Source organism: Priestia endophytica DSM 13796 (assembly GCF_900115845.1).
GTDB lineage: Bacteria > Bacillota > Bacilli > Bacillales > Bacillaceae_H > Bacillus_I > Bacillus_I endophytica.
Genome location: NZ_FOXX01000013.1, coordinates 44,690 through 61,299, shown reverse-complemented (window position 1 = coordinate 61,299; position 16,610 = coordinate 44,690). Strand labels below are relative to the sequence as shown.

The following is a 16,610-nucleotide window of genomic DNA, read 5'->3' as shown; positions in this document are numbered from 1 at the left end:
AAAGGAAGAAATATATGGACTTAGAAAAACTACAGCAAAAGTTGGAGCATCGCCGTCCTTCTATTTTAGGAAGCGAACATTTTTTAAAATATGCTATTTTAATTCCTATAGTTCAAAAAGAAGATGAACTTCATCTTCTTTTTGAAGTGCGAGCTTCAACGATGCGAAGACAACCTGGAGAAGTTTGTTTTCCAGGAGGAAGAATTGAAGAAGGAGATAAAAATGAGCAAGAGGCAGCTATAAGGGAAACGGCAGAGGAACTTGGCATTTCCTCTAATAAAATCACAAACGTACAGCCCCTCGATTATTTTGTATCTCCTTTTGGGATGATCATTTATCCGTATGTAGGCTTTATTGAAGAAGCTGAGATTTTTCCAAATCAAGAAGAAGTAGAGCGTGTATTCACGGTGCCTCTTTCTTATCTCCTACATAATCCTCCGAAGACATTTGAGATGAATTATGAAGTGAAACCTGCTGATGATTTTCCATATCATTTAATTCCAGGAGGAGAGAACTATAATTTTCGTCAGCGCCCACTCTCTGAATATTTTTATGAATACAATAGCGATGTGATATGGGGATTAACAGGACGCGTGTTAAAACACTTTATAGACGTCATTCAAAAAGATTAGTTTCCACCGCCCTCACTAGAGGAAGCATTTGCTGCAGCACTTGCCATCACAGCTACCATTGCTGCCTGCTGAGCTTGAATGACCATATCTAGCGTTGTATAGAGACTTGTTTTTAAAATGTCTTCATGCTCCATACTATAGTTCATCACAATGTTAACGGCTGTTGCAAAATTTGTTTGCTGCTTCCATTTGAAAGCTTTATGTTTATTGAAATAAGCAGCAATATCGTGAATTTGAGCAAGCTTTCTTTCGTCAGCTTCTAATAAAGAAAGGATTGCAAATTGTGTATAGTGAGCAGGTTTTATTTTCATGCCATTTTTAGAAAAGTAGTTTTCGATTCTAGCATACGTTTCATAAAGGTCTTCAAGCGGTTGCGTATCTTGAAGCGAGAGAATATGGCTTAAAAACTGCAAATCGTTTCCTTTTCGGTATCCTTTACTTGCCCACATTCCATACACGTTTTCAACACGGTCGATAATTTGAATAGGAGATCCATTCTCTTTTGAAAGCAGCATTGCAAGAGGATAGTCGCTTTTAGACGTTATAAACGGATGAGATTCTTTCATTAAGGTGTAAAGAGAAAGGGCTCGGTCAGCATAGTCTTTAACAGAAAACGTTGGCGTTTCTTCATTGAGAACAATAAGAGCGCATAGGTATGTGAATACATCTTTTTTAAAGCCTGAATCTACTAGCTTATTATAAATGGTGTCAAGCTCCTGAAATTTAGCTTCTGGGTCGTTATATTGAGCATCAAGAAGGGCAGCAATCATAAAAGAGTAGCTAGAGTTAAGGGGTGAAAAAAATCCAACTTGCTTTTTGAATGTTTTTCCAAGAGAAAGAAGCGAAACTTGCGCTTCTTTTTTATTGCTTTCCCCATATATAGAAGAGAGAATCATTAAATAGTTTTTATCAACAGCTTGCCATTTTAATTCATTCTTTAAGTGAAAATACATTTTTTCAAAACATTCCACTTTTTCTTGCAGTGTTGTCATCTATATCACTTCCTTTTTTCTTTCTTCTTTTTTATACGAAGAAAGAAGCGAAAAGTTTCAAGATTGTACATCTTGAAACTCTTCAAACCACTGTATAAATTCCTGTGCAGCTTTTGATACATATCCTTTTCGGTAAATAAGTGATGTTGTAAGAATAAAAGGATTGTTTTCAATTGAGAGCGTTTTTAAGTCGTTTAATCCGTGTAAGGAAAGCATTGAGCAAGGCAGTATTGTTGCCCCAAATCCCGCTGAAACGAGATTTAAAAGGGTGGCAGAGTCGTGACATTCACAAAAAAGCGTTGGATGTAAATTCAATCGTTCAAACTCCGCTAAAATACTGTCATAAATTCCTTTTCCATAGTGGGTTCGTAGCAAAACAAGCGGAAGGGAAGAAAGAGTTTCCATACTTACGGGTTCTGTGCTTGGATGATTTTTCGGTACAACAACAACGCAAGGATCTTCAGAAAGCTGTTTTGTAATGACGTTTTCATTTGAAAATAGGGTTGTGGTTAGTGCTACATCAATTTTCCTGTTTTCTAAAAGTTCTTCTAACCGTGTTGGTTCATCTTCCCACACTTGAAATGTAAAGTTAGGATGTTTTTCTTTATAAGACACAACGCTTTTTACGAGCAAGGCAGCCGAATAAATGGTTGCCCCAACAGATAATTTACGTTCCCCACTGTTTTGAAATTCTTTTACTTCTTCAACTGTATCTTCCATCTTATTCACAACTTCTCGCGCTCGCTGGAGGAACAGCTCTCCCTCTGGCGTGAGCGTCATTCGCTTCTTTTTATTACGCTCAAACAGCGTAACACCAAGCTCTTCTTCCATTCCTTGAACTTGTCGGCTTAAAGGTGGTTGTGCCATATGTAGTCGTTCTGCAGCTTTTGTAATGGTTCCTTCTTCAGCAATAGCAATAAAATAAGTCATTTGGCGAATATCCATAAGTCTTTCTCCTTTCTTTATACCTTAAGAGTATTTTATAAATATTTAATACATATTTCAAATATGTAAAAAGTTCATGTACGATTAATTTGTAGAACAAATTATTTGAATTGTAAGGCAAGAAGAGAAACAAGGAGGAGAAAAGATGGCTTACAAAGATTTTCGAGATTTTTTAAACACTTTACAAAAAGAAAATCAACTTTTGACAATTGATGAAGAAGTGAAACCAGAACCTGATTTAGGGGCGGCTGCTCGAGCTATTAATAACTTAGGAGATAACACGCCAGGCCTTCTTTTTAACAACGTTTATGGGTATAACAATGCTCAAATTGCCCTAAATGTAATTGGCTCATGGTCCAACCATGCACTTATGCTAGGAATGCCTAAAAACACGCCTGTTAAAGAGCAGTTTTTTGAATTTGCTAAACGGTATAGTGAGGCTCCTGTTCCTGTACAACGTGAAGAAAGTGCGCCATTTCATGAATGTGAGATAACAGAGGACATCAATCTTTTTGATATTTTACCACTTTTCAGAATTAACCAAGGAGACGGAGGGTTTTATCTTGATAAAGCATGTGTTATTTCAAGAGATGTAACAGATCCTGATCATTTTGGAAAACAAAATGTTGGAATTTACCGCATGCAAGTAAAAGGAAAAGATCGCTTAGGGATTCAGCCTGTGCCACAACATGATATTGCTATTCACTTAAAACAAGCGGAAGAGCGCGGTGAAAATTTAAAAGTAGCCATTGCATTAGGATGTGAGCCTGTTATTACAACAGCAGCTTCAACACCGCTTTTATATGATCAATCAGAATATGAGATGGCAGGAGCGCTTCAGCAAGAGCCATACAAAATTGTAAAAGCAAAACTCTCTAATCTTGATATCCCATGGGGAGCAGAAGTTGTCCTTGAAGGTGAAATTTTAGCAGGAGAACGTGAATACGAAGGACCTTTTGGAGAATTTACAGGTCACTATTCAGGTGGGCGCAGCATGCCAATTATCCAAATTAAACGTGTTTATCATCGTAAAAACCCAATTTTTGAACATCTTTATCTAGGCATGCCATGGACAGAATGTGATTATATGATTGGGATTAACACATGTGTACCCCTTTATCAGCAGTTAAAAGAAGCATTCCCAGAAGAAATTGTTGCTGTAAATGCTATGTATACTCATGGACTTATTGCCATTGTTTCTACAAAAAGCCGCTATGGAGGATTTGCTAAAGCTGTTGGCATGCGGGCTTTAACAACACCACATGGACTTGGCTATTGTAAAATGGTTATTGTTGTTGATGAAGATGTGGATCCGTTCAATTTGCCTCAAGTGATGTGGGCGCTATCCACAAAAATGCATCCAAAACATGATGCTGTTCAAATTCCTGATTTATCTGTTCTACCGCTTGATCCTGGTTCAAATCCAGCAGGCATTACCCATAAGATGATTTTAGACGCTACAACACCAAAAGCACCTGAAACAAGAGGGCACTACTCGCAGCCGCTTGACGAACCACTTACAACAAAAGAGTGGGAGAAAAAACTTCAGGATATGCTGTCAAAATAAAAAGGAGTGATAAAGATGAAATGTCCGCGCTGTGATCAACATAAAGCCGAAACTGTAGCAAAATCTCCTGTTGAAGGAGCTTGGGAAGTGTATCAGTGTAATCTTTGTTTTTTTACATGGAGATCTTGTGAACCTGAAAGCATTGTAAACGGTGAAAAATATAAAAAGTCGTTTAAAGTGAACCCAGCAGATGTTCCTTTAGCGACAAAAGTACCTGAGGTTCCGCCTCGTTTGGAAGAATAGTTGCAAAAACAAGACGGCTTATGAAGCCGTCTTGTTTTGTTTTCCTTTCTTTTGAATGAAAAAAGCAACAATCGCAATAATGACGACAAAAAGTAAACTTATATAGAGACCAGGTCGTACTGTTTTTTCAAAAAGGGTACCAATAACCGCTGCTAAAATGAGAAGAAGTCCTAACCAAGATAGTATCTTCTGAAAAAGCGAAGACGAAATAAGTCGTAAGGAAGAGGTAATAATAAAAAACCAGTTATACAAAATCATAAGTCCAGCAGCAGTCGTAATGTATTCGTAAATTCTTCCTGGTACAGCAAAAGAAGCAATAATAGAAGCAATTAACCCAACTGTAGCCAATCCTAGAGATGGAAGAGGAAGATCTTTTAGTTTTTTTATTTTTTTTTCAAAAAAAGCTGGTGCATCTTTGTCTTTAGCGAGAGTCACAAGTAAATTGGTCACCCCAAAAAGAGAGGCTGTCATAGCAGAAAAGCCCGCGATAATAACTGCAGCGTTAAATACGTGAGGGAAAAAGGCCAAGCCGTCGTCATTAAGAGCAGTAACAAAGGGACTTTCATCTTCTGTAAAGTTTTGAAGAGACGTCATCATGACCGCTAATCCAATAGACACAGCGTAAATAATAGCAAGCACAAGAAGCATCATCGTTCCTGCTTTTGGCGCGTCTTCTTTCTTCTTTAATTGCATAGCCATCAGGCCAATAACTTCAATGCCTCCAAAGGCGTAGAATGCATAAATAAGAGAAGCCCAAAATCCCTTAAGTCCAGAAGTGAAAAAAGCATCATGTTCCTGAAAACCACCCGTATGTTTTCCAATCCATCCAAATATTACAGCAACTGCTAAAATAATAAACATCACAATTGCAGCTACTTTAATAACGGCGAAAAGGTTCTCAAGCTTGTTAAATCCACTTGTGCCTGTTAAGACAACAATAATAGAGAGAACTGCATAAATAGAAGTAAAGACCCAAAGAGGCACATCAGGAAACCAAAATCGTGTAAGAATGGAGAGAGCCGTAAGCTGACTTCCCATAATTAAGATGTTAGAACACCAATAGTTCCAGCCACACCCAAATCCGACCCCATGACCGTGTGCTTTTCGCGCATAGTAGCAAAAAGACCCTTCTTGTGGATCTTTAGCTGTCATTTTTGCCAATCGATTGTAGACCATATATGTGCTAAACGCAGCAATTAAAAATGATAAAATAATAGCGGGACCTGTCAAGCGAATGCCAATGCTTGATCCAAGAAAATAGCCCGTTCCAATTGTACAGCCAATTCCCACTAAAGAAAGCTGCCACCATTTCATATTTCCTTCTTTTTTTGCATCCTTGGCGCTACAGCTGCTCATTCTGTTCCTCCTCCTCTTAACTTGTATAAGCTTATTTTGAGGCTAGGAGGAGACTTTTATGTATAGAAAGAAGAGGAAGGTTAAAAGCTGTAGGGGAAAACGCAGCTTTTATTCTTCCTCTTTCATATATTCAAGGGAGTTACAAGTGCTTGACAGTCAAGTGTTTTACATAGTGAATCAAGTGATGTAAATCCAACTTTACCGCTATGTTGTTTGATTTTGATGAGAGTTAGTGAGAGAAGTAATTTTTCTCATCTACGCTTAATAGGGCAAAGCGGATGCAAAAAGGAAAGGTGAAAGCTGCCGCAATTTTATTCAACATCGAGTTTTATACATGGTCCAGAGAAAGAAAATAAGCTGCAAAATAAAAGGATGTATTTTTGATTAATATTACTGAATTATTGAATATGATATTAATATTGTAAAGTGGAATTTAAGAATAAGTTAATTTGGTTTGAAAATTAAGAATATTACTAAAATTTGTACTATGATAGAAGAGAATTTAAAAAAGGAGTGGTAAAATGAAAAACACAGTAGGAAAAGGAATGAAAAAAGTTGTTCAGTTTAGTGCAGTTCTGTTGGCAGCTCTTTTATTTTTCACCTTTGCTCCGTTTCAAAGTCCTCTATCAAATAGTGCAGACCAGCGCGTAGAAGCAGCCTCTTATACATCATTTGAAGATGTTGCAAATTATATTGATAGATACGGTGAACTTCCAGACAATTATATAACAAAAAGTGAAGCATATAATTTAGGATGGGAGCCAAGTGAAGGAAATTTAGCTGAAGTAGCTCCTGGAAAAAGTATTGGCGGAGATATTTTCTCTAACCGTGAAGGATCCCTCCCGGAGAAATCAGGAAGAGTATGGCGTGAAGCAGATATAGATTATGTGTCAGGTTACCGTAATGCAAAGCGTATTGTATACTCAAATGATGGTCTTATTTATAAAACAACCGATCATTATAAAACATTTGAAAGAATGAGATAGAAAGGATACTGATGGATGAAGATAGTAGAAATTCCTGGAGAACGTATCGGAACTGAACAAGAACTTCATGATTTTTTAAAAAGCGAGTTAGATTTCCCAAGTTATTATGGAGGAAACTTAGATGCGCTTTGGGACACTTTAATGGCTTATTCTTCAAAGCCTCTTACTATCTCATGGAGAAATTATCAAGAAAGTGAGAAAGAGTTAGGGAAGAGAGCAGAAAAATTTAAAAATCTTTTTGAAGATGTGGAGAAAGAGATGAAGGAGTTTTCTTTTGTTTTAAACTAAGAAAGAGGGAGGAGCTTAATACTTCTCCCTTTTTCTTAGTTTGAGTTAATAAATAGAAGTAGTGAAAAAGTTGATCATGTTTTATTTTTCAAGTTTCTCTTGTACATGAGGTTTGTCATGGAGTTGGGAGAAAGGTCCGGCTTGTAGGATATAACTTCCACCGTCATGACCGATCAATTCACGTATGTTTCTAGCTGCTACAGTCAGTTTATCAAGATTGATTCCTGTTTCAATCCCCATTTCAGCTAATCCATGAGCAAGATCTTCTGTTGCAATGTTTCCGCTTGCTCCAGGAGCATACGGACATCCTCCTAAACCAATGATCGAGCTATCAAAGTGAATAATACCTTGCTGCAGGGCTGCTAAAACATTAGAAAAAGCAAGTCCACGTGTATTGTGTAGATGCATGGAAAATGTCATTTGTGGAAAACTTCTCTTAAGTACCCCGAGCGTCGTATATATTTGTTTAGGATTCGCCATGCCTGTTGTATCAGCTAATGAAACTTCGTTAACTCCCATTTCAGTGTAGCGTTCTACGATGGTGGCAATTCTTTCTAAGGGAACTTTTCCTTCGTAAGGGCATCCAAAAGCTACGGAAATAGAACCTCCAACTTTAACGCCGCTTTTAGCCGCTAGTTCAATGATAGGAGCAAAGCCTAGTTGTGCCTCTTCGACAGAGCAGTTCGCATTTGATAGACTGTGAGAGTCTGTTGCAGAAAGCATAAGTTTTAGTTTTGTAATTCCTGCATCAATCGCTCTTTGTGCCCCTTTTACATTCGGTACTAAAGCACGGAATTTGATATTTGTTAAATCTTGAACGCTTTTTACAACTTGTTCGGCATCTTTTAGTTGAGGAATTGCTTTTGGATGTACAAAAGATGTAATTTCTATCGATTGGATTCCTGTATTCGCTAACTCTCGAACAATGTGGATTTTTCGTTCAGTTGGAATCCAGGTCTCTTCAGCTTGAAACCCATCTCGCGGTGCTACTTCACAAATTACAACTTTTTCGGGTAACTTTATTTCTTCAGCTCTATTCATTAAATAACTCCTTTCTCTTTTAAGAGAGTTAATTCTTCAGAAGATAGACCAAGCTTTCCGCCTAAAATCTCTTCATTATGTTCACCTAGTTCAGGAGCGCGATGCCTGATAGATCCGGGCGTGTGTGAAAATTTTGGAACAACTCCTGGCACCTTAATTTTTCCTAAGCGGGGATGCTCAACTTCTACGATATTTTCTCTTTCCTTATACTGTGGGTCATTAAAGATATCTTCAATACTGTAAATGGGGCTAACAGGTACACCGAATGAGTCTAATTTCGCTTGTAGTTCCTCTTGTGTAAAAAGACGAATCCAACTCGAAACAATCTCCTGAACTTCATGATCATGTTTTAAACGTTCCGAATTTGTGTAGTAATGAGGATGCTCTAACATATCGGTTCTTTCCATAGCTTCTGCTAGGCGATTGAATGTTGAGTCTGTACTACATACAAGTACAACAAACTTTCCATCTTTTGTTTCATACGTACCTGCAGGGCTCGAATGCCCAGCAAGTCCAGGACTTCTTCCTCTAACTTTTCCATTTTGATCATATTCAGCGATTAAAAACTCCATCATACGGAAGATAGATTCATATAATCCCATTTCCACAACTTGCCCTTCAGGTTGATTTTGTACGTCTCTATGATAGATAGCGCTTACACAGGCGAACGCTGTATAAATGCCTGTCACATAATCAAGTAAAGAGTAGGAAGGGCTAACTGGTGGTCTGTCTGGATAACCTTGCAAGAAAGTATGCCCACTAAATGCTGTACCAGGAGTGCCAAATCCGGCTTTTTCTCGGTAAGGACCTGTTTGTCCATAACCAGATACACGCATCATAACGAGTTTAGGGTTTGCTTTTTTCAGTTCCTCATAGCCTAATCCCCATTTCTCCAATGTGCCTGGGCGGAAATTCTCTATCAAAATATCCGACTGACTTATTAATTTTTTAAAAATATCTTTGCCATCATCTGAGCGAATGTCTAAAGTGACCGATTTTTTGTTACGAGCAAGTCCTGGCCACCTTAAAGGTTCTGTGTCTTTCCAGGGACCAACCGTTCTTAGTGTATCCCCTTTGTTAGGTAGCTCAATCTTTGTTACTTCCGCCCCTAAGTCCGCTAACAAAGTAGCGCCAAAGGGAGCGGCAATCATGGTGGAAATATCTAAAATCTTTACTCCTGTTAAAGGTCCGTAATTAGTTGTTAGCATAGAAGCATTCCTCCGTTATGTTGGGTAGTTTTTAAGAACGTTTTCTTTAATATTTTGAAGGTGAAGACAAGTAGCTTTTATAGCTTCTTTGCCATCTTTATTTTTTACAGCCTTCAGAATAGCGCGGTGTTCTTCTAAAGATAGAAGGTACCTTTCTTCTGAACTTAGTGTTTGTTTGCGAACTTGTCGGCTCATACTTAAATTTGCTTTCATCATTGAAACAAATACAAAATTTTGAGTTGCTTCAGCAATAGCGAGATGGAAGCTGCTATCAATCTCTACATTTTCATCTGGATACTTTAATTTCTCTTCCATCTTAAGCAAAACAGCTTCCATTTTTTTTATATCTTCAGATGTTGCCCTTTGGCTTGCTAACTCAGCTATTTTAGGTTCAATTGCTTCTCTTGCTTCTAAAAAATAGAGGACAGCCGATTTCTCAAGCATATCAATAGGATCAAGAGAGAAGAGGGAATCTGTATCTAATTCTACATGTTGAACAAACCTGCCTCCTCCAGGTTTTGAAATGATAAGTCCTTCCGCTTCTAATACTCGACATGCTTCTCGTAATGAAGTACGGCTGCATCCCAATGTTTGAGAAAGGACACGTTCACCTGGTAAGCGATCACCAGGTTTTAATTTTCCATCGGCTATTAATTGTCTTAGTTGTACAACAATTTTTTCATACATTCTTTCATTACGTACACTTGAAAATAATTCATTACTCATGAGTAAACCTCCTTGATTGGATTAGAAACCGGGCCACTGGTTAGTCCAATTAATTCAGATTATATTCAGAAAATTTAAAACTGTCAACACATTTATGTTTCAAGATATATTAAATTTATTTCCTTGTTTCAAAGCTGTTTTTTAAAAAATAAAATATCCTTTGCATGTTATTAAATTTTCTGATAATATCGAAAGTAATCAAACTGGACTGACCAGTAGCCCATTTTAAAGTTTGATAAATAGTCGAATAATGAAAAATAGCCTAACTTTGTTCTCTGATTCACTTGTATACTAGTATTTGGTTAAGCGTATTTGATATTTGGGGTGATAAAAGATGACGTTATTTAAGATTTCTCATCAAAGAAAAACGTTAGGAGACAGCATATATGCTCATCTTCGCAACGAAATTATTTCCCTTCGGTTGAAGCCAGGGGAAATGATCTATGAAAATGAAGTTGCTTCTGATTTCGGAGTTAGCCGTACTCCAGTAAGAGAAGCCTTCCGATTACTTGTTAACGAAGAGTTTATTGAAATCTTGCCGCAAAAAGGGGCTCGCATTTCTTATATTTCAACCAAAAAAGTAAAAGAGGCATGGTTTGTAAGAGAAAGTCTTGAAATAAGCGCTTTTAAGAAAGTGGCCATAGATTGGAATAATGAAGAAGAGCGATTTCAGAAAATGTATAAGAGTATTGTAGAAAATTTAGAAGAACAAAGACAAGCATCACGTAAGCAAGATTACGTTGAATTTTTTCGATTGGACGAAGTTTATCATAAAATTGTAATGGAGGAAGTAGACAATGCAACACTCCTTTCTTTTATAAACCGACTTCGTGGACATGTAAATAGATTAAGATATCTGGAATTCTATGATCGAAAGGATACTAACAGGATTACGGACGATCATCAAGCAATATTCGATGCTCTCATAAATAAAAATCCTGCTAGAGTAGAAGATCTGTTAACTAAACATCTTAGACAATCTCCTAATTATTTGCAAAATGTGATTGATAAACATCCTGATTATTTTCAACTAGACTAAGAGATGTTTAAATCCATAATACGCGGAAATTATGGATTTAAGCACGCTCTTCAGTCTCCGGATTTAATAAAATAAGTATGTTTAATCATCTTGTATACTAGTATAAAGTTAAAATGTAAGCGTTTAATAATAGAGATTTAATAAAAGGCACTTTTAAGGGGGTGAGGACAAACATACTTAATATAAGGTTTGCCTTGCGAAAGATTGGTTACGTTATGAAGCAGTCTGCGCACTAAGAGATACTGTTGAAACCGCTAGTAGTATAGAAAATGCGTAGTTCCTTTTATAATCATGATAAAAGAGCTGAAAATGAATAGGCTACAGCGAAGTAAAGGCAGTATTGAAGAACGAAAAGAAAAAATATTCAGAAAGATGGGTGGTTTATATGTTAAAAACAAACTTTAGAAAATCTCAGCCTTATATTCAGGGAGAGTGGATTTCAGTAGAACGTGAAACGGTTACTATTACAAGTCCATACACAAATGAGGTAATAGGAGAGCAACTATTAGCAACTGAAGAAGATGTGGAAAAAGCATTAGTCTCTGTTTATGAAGCGAAAAAAGAGATAGCAGCTATCCCTTCTCATAAGAGAGCTAAAATTTTGAAGAGAGCAGCCTATTTATTAGAGGAAAGAAAAGAGGAGTTTGCCAAACTTATCTCTCTTGAGTTAGGAAAGCCTCTAAAAAATACATTAGATGAAGTGAGTCGTTCTATTGAAACATTTGAATTATCAGGTGAGGAAGCTAAAAGGCTAATAGGAGAAACGTTGCCAGGTGATGCTTCTGAACGAGGAACAAAAGCTATTGCTTCCACTTTTCGAGTGCCTGTAGGAGTGGTAGCAGCAATCACTCCATTTAATGCTCCTTTAAATCTTGTTTGTCACAAAATTGGACCAGCCTTTGCTGCAGGAAATACCGTCATTTTAAAGCCTTCTTCTCAAACAACTTTAGTTGCTACAGAACTCATCAAGTTGCTACTTGAAGCAGGTTTTCCTGAAAATGCGATTAGTATGGTGCTTGGCAGAAGAGAAGTTGTTCAGCAAATTGTAAAAGACGACCGTGTGAACGTGATATCTTTTACAGGAGGAACAGTAGCGAGCAGAAACATATGTAAACTAGCTGGAATGAAAAAAGTTTTACTTGAGCTTGGCGGAAATGCGGCTACCATTATTCACGATGATTCAGATATTACACGAGCAGCTAAAATGTGCGCTAAAACTGGTTTTAGTAACTCTGGGCAAAGTTGTATTTCTGTTCAACGAATTTATGTTCATCAATCAATAGTAGATAAGTTTACAAATCTGTTAAAGGAAGAAGTACTCAAGCTTAAGATAGGCGACCCACTCTTACCTGATACAGATGTTGGATGTGTTGTTGATCAAAATGCAGCTATGCGTGTGAAAGAGTGGATTGAAGAAGCAGTCGAATTAGGAGCAAAAGTCATTTGTGGAGGAAATCGCTCTGGAGCAACGGTAGAGCCTACTATACTATTGAATCCCCCTAAAAAGAGTAAGGTCATTTGTGAAGAAGTGTTTGGTCCAATTGTTAGTATTGTTCCATACGAAACAATTGAAGAAGCAATTGAAGAAGCAAACGATTCTTCATTTGGTCTACAAGCGGGAATTTTTACAAATCAAATTGATTTAGCTTACAAAGTAGCAAACAAGCTAGATATGGGGGGAGTTGTTATTAACGGTACATCAAATTTCAGACTTGATCATTGGCCATATGGGGGCGTCAAGGACAGCGGAATTGGACGTGAAGGCCCTCGATATGCGATAGAGGATATGACAGAAACAAAAATGATCGTGTTGCAGCTTTCTGATAATGATTAAAAATGGATGCGTGATTAGCTTATGCTTAATTATCCATAAAAAGGAGTAGACATATGAAAAGATTAATTTCTCATCAGCTAGTAGAGTATCTTGAGAACCGTGGCATAGAGCATATTTTTGGACTTTGTGGACATACGAATATTGCCGTTTTAACAGCTTTGGAAGAAAGTAATATTAAATTTATTAACGTTAGACATGAGCAAATTTCAGCACATGCAGCAGATGGATATGCTCGGGTTACAAAAAAAGCTTCCGTTGTTTTGAGTCACTTAGGTCCAGGATTGACAAATGCAGCTACAGGCGTTGCGAATGCTGCCCTTGATTCAGTTCCAATGGTTGTTATTGCTGGAGACGTTCCAACTCATTATTACGGAAAGCATCCACATCAAGAAGTGAACTTACATGCGGATGCTTCCCAGTATGAAATTTATCGTCCGTTTGTCAAAAGAGCGTGGAGAGTAGACAGCCCCGAATTATTTCCGGAAATTATTGAAAAGGCTTTCGCTATAGCTGAAAATGGAAACCCTGGTCCTGTCCTTGTATCTGTTCCAATGGATATTTTTTCTAAGGAAGTAGATGTTTCGTTATTCCAGCGCTTAACACACAATACGAAAAACTTTCAGAAACCATCTATTGATGACATAACCGCTAAAAAGATTATTGAAACGCTTATTAAAGCTAAAAATCCGCTTCTTTACGTAGGAGGTGGGATTATGTTAGCGCATGCAGCAGAAGAATTGAAAGAGCTTGTTGACCATTTAAGTATTCCAGTAGCTCATTCTTTAATGGGGAAATCAGCTTTACCTGATGACCATGCTTTAACATTAGGGATGACAGGCTTTTGGGGCACGGAGTTTATCAATAATAAATGTAAAGAGGCTGATTACATTTTAGCACTTGGAACACGTTTTGCAGAAGCTGATTCTAGCTCTTGGGAATCAGAATATACGTTTAATTTCCCACCAACAAAACTCATTCAAATTGATATCGATCCAACGGAGATTGGTCGAAACTATCCTGTTGAAATGGGTGTTGTTGCTGACCTTAAACAAGCTTTAACAGTGTTAAATAGGGTGGCAAGAGAACTTGTGCCACAAGAGCTAACTAATAAAGAACTAGAGAAAGAAATCTCAGAATATCGCAAAGAGTTTAAAGAGAACAATATGAAATTTATTCAAGACGATGTCTTTCCAATGCAGCCTCAGCGAATTTTAGAAGAAGTACGTCAAGTACTTCCAAGAGATGCTTATATTACAACAGACGTAGGTTGGAATAAGAATGGTGTTGGCCAACAGTTTTCAATCTATGAACCTGGCAGTATTTTAACACCTGGAGGATTTGCAACAATGGGCTTTGGAGCTCCTGCTGCTCTCGGCGCTAAAATTGCTTTACAAGATAAAGTTGTAGTTTCTCTGGTAGGTGATGGAGGATTTGGCCAAAATCCAGCCGTACTTGCTACAGCAGCTGAAGAAAATATTCCGGTTATATGGATTATTATGAATAACTATGCGTTTGGTACAATTGCTGGTTTGCAAAAGGCGCACTTTGGTACAACGCTCGGTACAGTCTTTAAAAAAGATGGTAAAGACTATTCACCAGATTATGCAGCGATTGCTAAAGCCTATGGAGTAGAAGGAGTGAAAATTCAATCTGCAGAAGAATTTAAGCCAACTCTAGAAAGAGCTATTGCAGCCAATAAACCATTTGTTATTGATGTAGCTATGTTAAACAATCCAGTTCCGACAGCAGGTCATTGGAACATTATGGATATATATTCGCCGAATAAAACTATTCATCATGTCTCGGTCTAAAAAACAGTGTTAAGAAGGGATCAAAGAAAAGGAAAAGACAATTTTCTTTAGCTCATCTCATTGTATTAGAGTGTGCACTACCCAAAATGGTATATATAGTGAAATGCTCAGGATATGATTTCGTTAGTCTTCACCCTATTTATATGGTTTTATCTAATGAGCCTAATTACGCTTTTCATAAAAATAAAAAATGATATGAATAGATAATAGGTGTTGAAAGGAAGAAATCACATATAGAGTAGAGGAAACCTTTTATATGAAACAATCTGTCTTGTTCTAGAAAGTAAGATAGACTCATCTCTGTCTTGCTTTCTAGTATCTTTGATTTAAAGTGTTTATGATTAGAAGTCTCGTTCTCATAAGAAAGGGAGATTGAGGTGTGAAGAAGACATAAAGATAAAGAAATTAAAACGGCATGTATCATTCACCAATTTGCGCTAACATACCTTCTTTTCTTAACAGACTTATTTAAAGGAGGAATATCGATGAGCTATCAATTGGAGACACAAAAGGAGAGGCCCATTCAACAAGTTAAAAGAAAAAAACGATCTCGAGCACGTTTTACAATTCTTGCTCTCCTATTTGTAGGAACAGCTATTAACTATTTAGATCGTACAAACATGGCTGTCGCTGCTTCTAGTATCCAAGATGATTTAGAATTAAATGCTGCAACAATGGGGCTCATACTTTCAGCATTCGGATGGACCTATGCTTTTATGCAAATTCCTGGGGGATGGTTTATAGACCGATTTGGTCCTCGACTCATCTATGGATTATCTCTCATCTTATTCTCTTGTTTCACTCTTGCTCAAGGATTTGCTAAAAACTTTGGTACGCTTTTTGGCCTTCGACTTGGACTAGGTTTATCAGAATCACCTGCTTTTCCCGCTAATAGTCGTGTTGTTGCTTCCTGGTTTCCTCAGCGAGAAAGAGCGTTGGCAACAGGAGTTTATACGGCTGGTGAATATGTAGGATTAGCCTTAGCCACTCCATTTTTGTTTTGGCTTTTATCATCTTTTGGATGGCACTCCATTTTTATTGTAACAGGAGTCATTGGACTATTGTTTGCGATTGTTTGGTTTAAAGTTTATCGTGAACCATCGCAAAGCAGGCGTATTAATGAAGAAGAGATGAAGTATATAGAAGAGGGAGGGGCACTTGTTAAAATAGAAAAGGACAAAGAGAGTCATAAAATGAAATGGTCAGACATACAGCATCTGTTCAAATATCGCCAGTTTATTGGGATGTATCTGGGACAGTTCTCAATTGCCTCCACTCTTTATTTCTTTTTAACATGGTTTCCAACTTATCTCACTCAAGAAAAAGGAATGACATTTTTAAAAGCGGGATTTATGGGATCATTCCCATATATTGCAGCAGGAATTGGAGTACTTTTAGGAGGATACTGGTCAGATAAAATGGTGAAGCGTGGTTTGTCTTTAAACATTGCAAGGAAAACGCCTGTTATTATTGGGCTTCTAGGTTCTTGCTCAATTGTATTAGCAAACTATACAGAATCCATAGGATTAGTTATTACGATTATGTCCATTGCTTTTTTTGCTCAAGGTATGTCTAATATTACATGGACACTTGTTTCAGATATGGCCCCAAAGGAGCTGGTTGGACTAGCAGGCGGAGTATTCAACTTTGCAGCGAACTTAGCTGCTATCGTTACTCCTATTGTTATCGGAGTGATTGTAAGCAAGACCGCTTCTTTTAATGGAGCATTAATTTTTGTTAGTGCAGTTGCTTTAGTCGGAGCTTTATCCTACATATTCATTATAGGAGATGTAAAACGAGTTGAAATAGTTGATAATAAAAAGTGAAATATGATGAAGGATTTAGAAGGTGCAAATCATAAAGTGATGGCAAAAAGAATCATTGAATGGAAGGGCTTACAAGAAGCGATAAATTCTATAGTTTAGGAAAGTATAGAATTAAA

General features: G+C 37.3%; 15 protein-coding genes. 9 read left to right on the top strand and 6 right to left on the bottom strand.

Annotated elements, in window-relative coordinates; genetic code table 11:
- Positions 1–14 precede the first annotated feature (14 nt).
- Positions 15–632 carry an NUDIX hydrolase gene (locus BM012_RS20060; RefSeq protein ID WP_061802558.1) on the top strand — a complete coding sequence of 206 codons (618 nt, stop codon included), beginning with the start codon at positions 15–17 and terminating at the stop codon, positions 630–632.
- Here the strand turns inward: BM012_RS20060 and BM012_RS20055 are convergent.
- Together BM012_RS20055 and BM012_RS20050 are read right to left on the bottom strand one after the other, a co-directional pair.
- Entirely contained in the window at positions 629–1,624 is a 996-nt protein-coding gene (locus BM012_RS20055) for a DUF4003 family protein (protein WP_061802559.1), read from the bottom strand. The genes BM012_RS20060 and BM012_RS20055 overlap by 4 nt on opposite strands.
- 57 nt (positions 1,625–1,681) lie before the next feature.
- Positions 1,682–2,569, bottom strand: a complete 888-nt coding sequence (locus BM012_RS20050) for a LysR family transcriptional regulator (RefSeq protein ID WP_061802560.1) — start codon at positions 2,567–2,569, stop codon at positions 1,682–1,684.
- 145 nt (positions 2,570–2,714) lie between these two features.
- On the opposite strand from BM012_RS20050, the gene BM012_RS20045 reads away from it, so the two are divergent.
- Together BM012_RS20045 and BM012_RS20040 are read left to right on the top strand one after the other, a co-directional pair.
- A complete protein-coding gene (locus BM012_RS20045; RefSeq protein ID WP_061802561.1) occupies positions 2,715–4,136 on the top strand; it encodes a non-oxidative hydroxyarylic acid decarboxylases subunit C in 1,422 nt (473 codons plus the stop codon).
- 15 nt (positions 4,137–4,151) lie between these two features.
- The gene (locus BM012_RS20040; RefSeq protein ID WP_019392685.1) at positions 4,152–4,379 is read left to right on the top strand and encodes a non-oxidative hydroxyarylic acid decarboxylases subunit D; all 228 of its coding nucleotides are present in this window, start codon (positions 4,152–4,154) and stop codon (positions 4,377–4,379) included.
- An 18-nt stretch (positions 4,380–4,397) separates the two neighbouring features.
- Here BM012_RS20040 and BM012_RS20035 read toward each other — a convergent pair whose 3' ends face one another.
- Positions 4,398–5,735 (bottom strand): amino acid permease, encoded by a 1,338-nt coding sequence (locus BM012_RS20035; protein ID WP_061802562.1) that lies wholly within the window; start codon positions 5,733–5,735, stop codon positions 4,398–4,400.
- Between the two features lie 521 nt (positions 5,736–6,256).
- On the opposite strand from BM012_RS20035, the gene BM012_RS20030 reads away from it, so the two are divergent.
- Entirely contained in the window at positions 6,257–6,721 is a 465-nt protein-coding gene (locus BM012_RS20030; RefSeq protein ID WP_372439965.1) for a ribonuclease, read from the top strand.
- Positions 6,722–6,736: 15 nt separating this feature from the next.
- Positions 6,737–7,009, top strand: a complete 273-nt coding sequence (locus BM012_RS20025) for a barstar family protein (protein WP_061802563.1) — start codon at positions 6,737–6,739, stop codon at positions 7,007–7,009.
- A gap of 81 nt (positions 7,010–7,090) precedes the next feature.
- On the opposite strand, the gene BM012_RS20020 is transcribed toward BM012_RS20025, so the two are convergent.
- Genes BM012_RS20020 through BM012_RS20010 form a run of 3 tightly spaced genes read right to left on the bottom strand, consistent with a single transcriptional unit; the run spans position 7,091 to position 9,984 of the window.
- A complete protein-coding gene (locus BM012_RS20020) occupies positions 7,091–8,050 on the bottom strand; it encodes a hydroxymethylglutaryl-CoA lyase (RefSeq protein ID WP_061802564.1) in 960 nt (319 codons plus the stop codon).
- Positions 8,050–9,258, bottom strand: coding sequence for a CaiB/BaiF CoA transferase family protein (locus BM012_RS20015; protein WP_061802565.1), 1,209 nt, complete (start codon positions 9,256–9,258; stop codon positions 8,050–8,052). Before BM012_RS20015 ends, BM012_RS20020 begins: the two co-directional genes overlap by 1 nt.
- Positions 9,259–9,273: 15 nt before the next feature.
- Positions 9,274–9,984: a FadR/GntR family transcriptional regulator gene (locus BM012_RS20010; RefSeq protein ID WP_061802566.1), complete on the bottom strand. Its 711-nt coding sequence runs from the start codon at positions 9,982–9,984 to the stop codon at positions 9,274–9,276.
- A 334-nt stretch (positions 9,985–10,318) separates the two neighbouring features.
- Between BM012_RS20010 and BM012_RS20005 the strand changes: the two genes are divergently transcribed.
- The 4 genes from BM012_RS20005 (at position 10,319) to BM012_RS19990 (ending at position 16,494) form a co-directional block, all read left to right on the top strand.
- Positions 10,319–11,023, top strand: coding sequence for a GntR family transcriptional regulator (locus BM012_RS20005; protein ID WP_061802567.1), 705 nt, complete (start codon positions 10,319–10,321; stop codon positions 11,021–11,023).
- A 385-nt stretch (positions 11,024–11,408) separates the two neighbouring features.
- Entirely contained in the window at positions 11,409–12,857 is a 1,449-nt protein-coding gene (locus BM012_RS20000; RefSeq protein WP_061802568.1) for an aldehyde dehydrogenase family protein, read from the top strand.
- Positions 12,858–12,910: 53 nt separating this feature from the next.
- A complete protein-coding gene (locus BM012_RS19995) occupies positions 12,911–14,668 on the top strand; it encodes a thiamine pyrophosphate-binding protein (RefSeq protein WP_061802569.1) in 1,758 nt (585 codons plus the stop codon).
- A 485-nt stretch (positions 14,669–15,153) separates the two neighbouring features.
- Positions 15,154–16,494 (top strand): MFS transporter, encoded by a 1,341-nt coding sequence (locus BM012_RS19990; protein ID WP_061802570.1) that lies wholly within the window; start codon positions 15,154–15,156, stop codon positions 16,492–16,494.
- The last annotated feature ends 116 nt before the right edge of the window (positions 16,495–16,610 follow it).

What these genes read in the sequence shown, in the direction of transcription:
- BM012_RS20060 (WP_061802558.1), top strand. Translation starts at nt 15, where the DNA reads ATGGACTTAGAAAAACTACAGCAAAAGTTGGAGCATCGCCGTCCTTCT.
- BM012_RS20055 (WP_061802559.1), bottom strand. Translation starts at nt 1,624, where the DNA reads ATGACAACACTGCAAGAAAAAGTGGAATGTTTTGAAAAAATGTATTTT.
- BM012_RS20050 (WP_061802560.1), bottom strand. Translation starts at nt 2,569, where the DNA reads ATGGATATTCGCCAAATGACTTATTTTATTGCTATTGCTGAAGAAGGA.
- BM012_RS20045 (WP_061802561.1), top strand. Translation starts at nt 2,715, where the DNA reads ATGGCTTACAAAGATTTTCGAGATTTTTTAAACACTTTACAAAAAGAA.
- BM012_RS20040 (WP_019392685.1), top strand. Translation starts at nt 4,152, where the DNA reads ATGAAATGTCCGCGCTGTGATCAACATAAAGCCGAAACTGTAGCAAAA.
- BM012_RS20035 (WP_061802562.1), bottom strand. Translation starts at nt 5,735, where the DNA reads ATGAGCAGCTGTAGCGCCAAGGATGCAAAAAAAGAAGGAAATATGAAA.
- BM012_RS20030 (WP_372439965.1), top strand. Translation starts at nt 6,257, where the DNA reads ATGAAAAACACAGTAGGAAAAGGAATGAAAAAAGTTGTTCAGTTTAGT.
- BM012_RS20025 (WP_061802563.1), top strand. Translation starts at nt 6,737, where the DNA reads ATGAAGATAGTAGAAATTCCTGGAGAACGTATCGGAACTGAACAAGAA.
- BM012_RS20020 (WP_061802564.1), bottom strand. Translation starts at nt 8,050, where the DNA reads ATGAATAGAGCTGAAGAAATAAAGTTACCCGAAAAAGTTGTAATTTGT.
- BM012_RS20015 (WP_061802565.1), bottom strand. Translation starts at nt 9,258, where the DNA reads ATGCTAACAACTAATTACGGACCTTTAACAGGAGTAAAGATTTTAGAT.
- BM012_RS20010 (WP_061802566.1), bottom strand. Translation starts at nt 9,984, where the DNA reads ATGAGTAATGAATTATTTTCAAGTGTACGTAATGAAAGAATGTATGAA.
- BM012_RS20005 (WP_061802567.1), top strand. Translation starts at nt 10,319, where the DNA reads ATGACGTTATTTAAGATTTCTCATCAAAGAAAAACGTTAGGAGACAGC.
- BM012_RS20000 (WP_061802568.1), top strand. Translation starts at nt 11,409, where the DNA reads ATGTTAAAAACAAACTTTAGAAAATCTCAGCCTTATATTCAGGGAGAG.
- BM012_RS19995 (WP_061802569.1), top strand. Translation starts at nt 12,911, where the DNA reads ATGAAAAGATTAATTTCTCATCAGCTAGTAGAGTATCTTGAGAACCGT.
- BM012_RS19990 (WP_061802570.1), top strand. Translation starts at nt 15,154, where the DNA reads ATGAGCTATCAATTGGAGACACAAAAGGAGAGGCCCATTCAACAAGTT.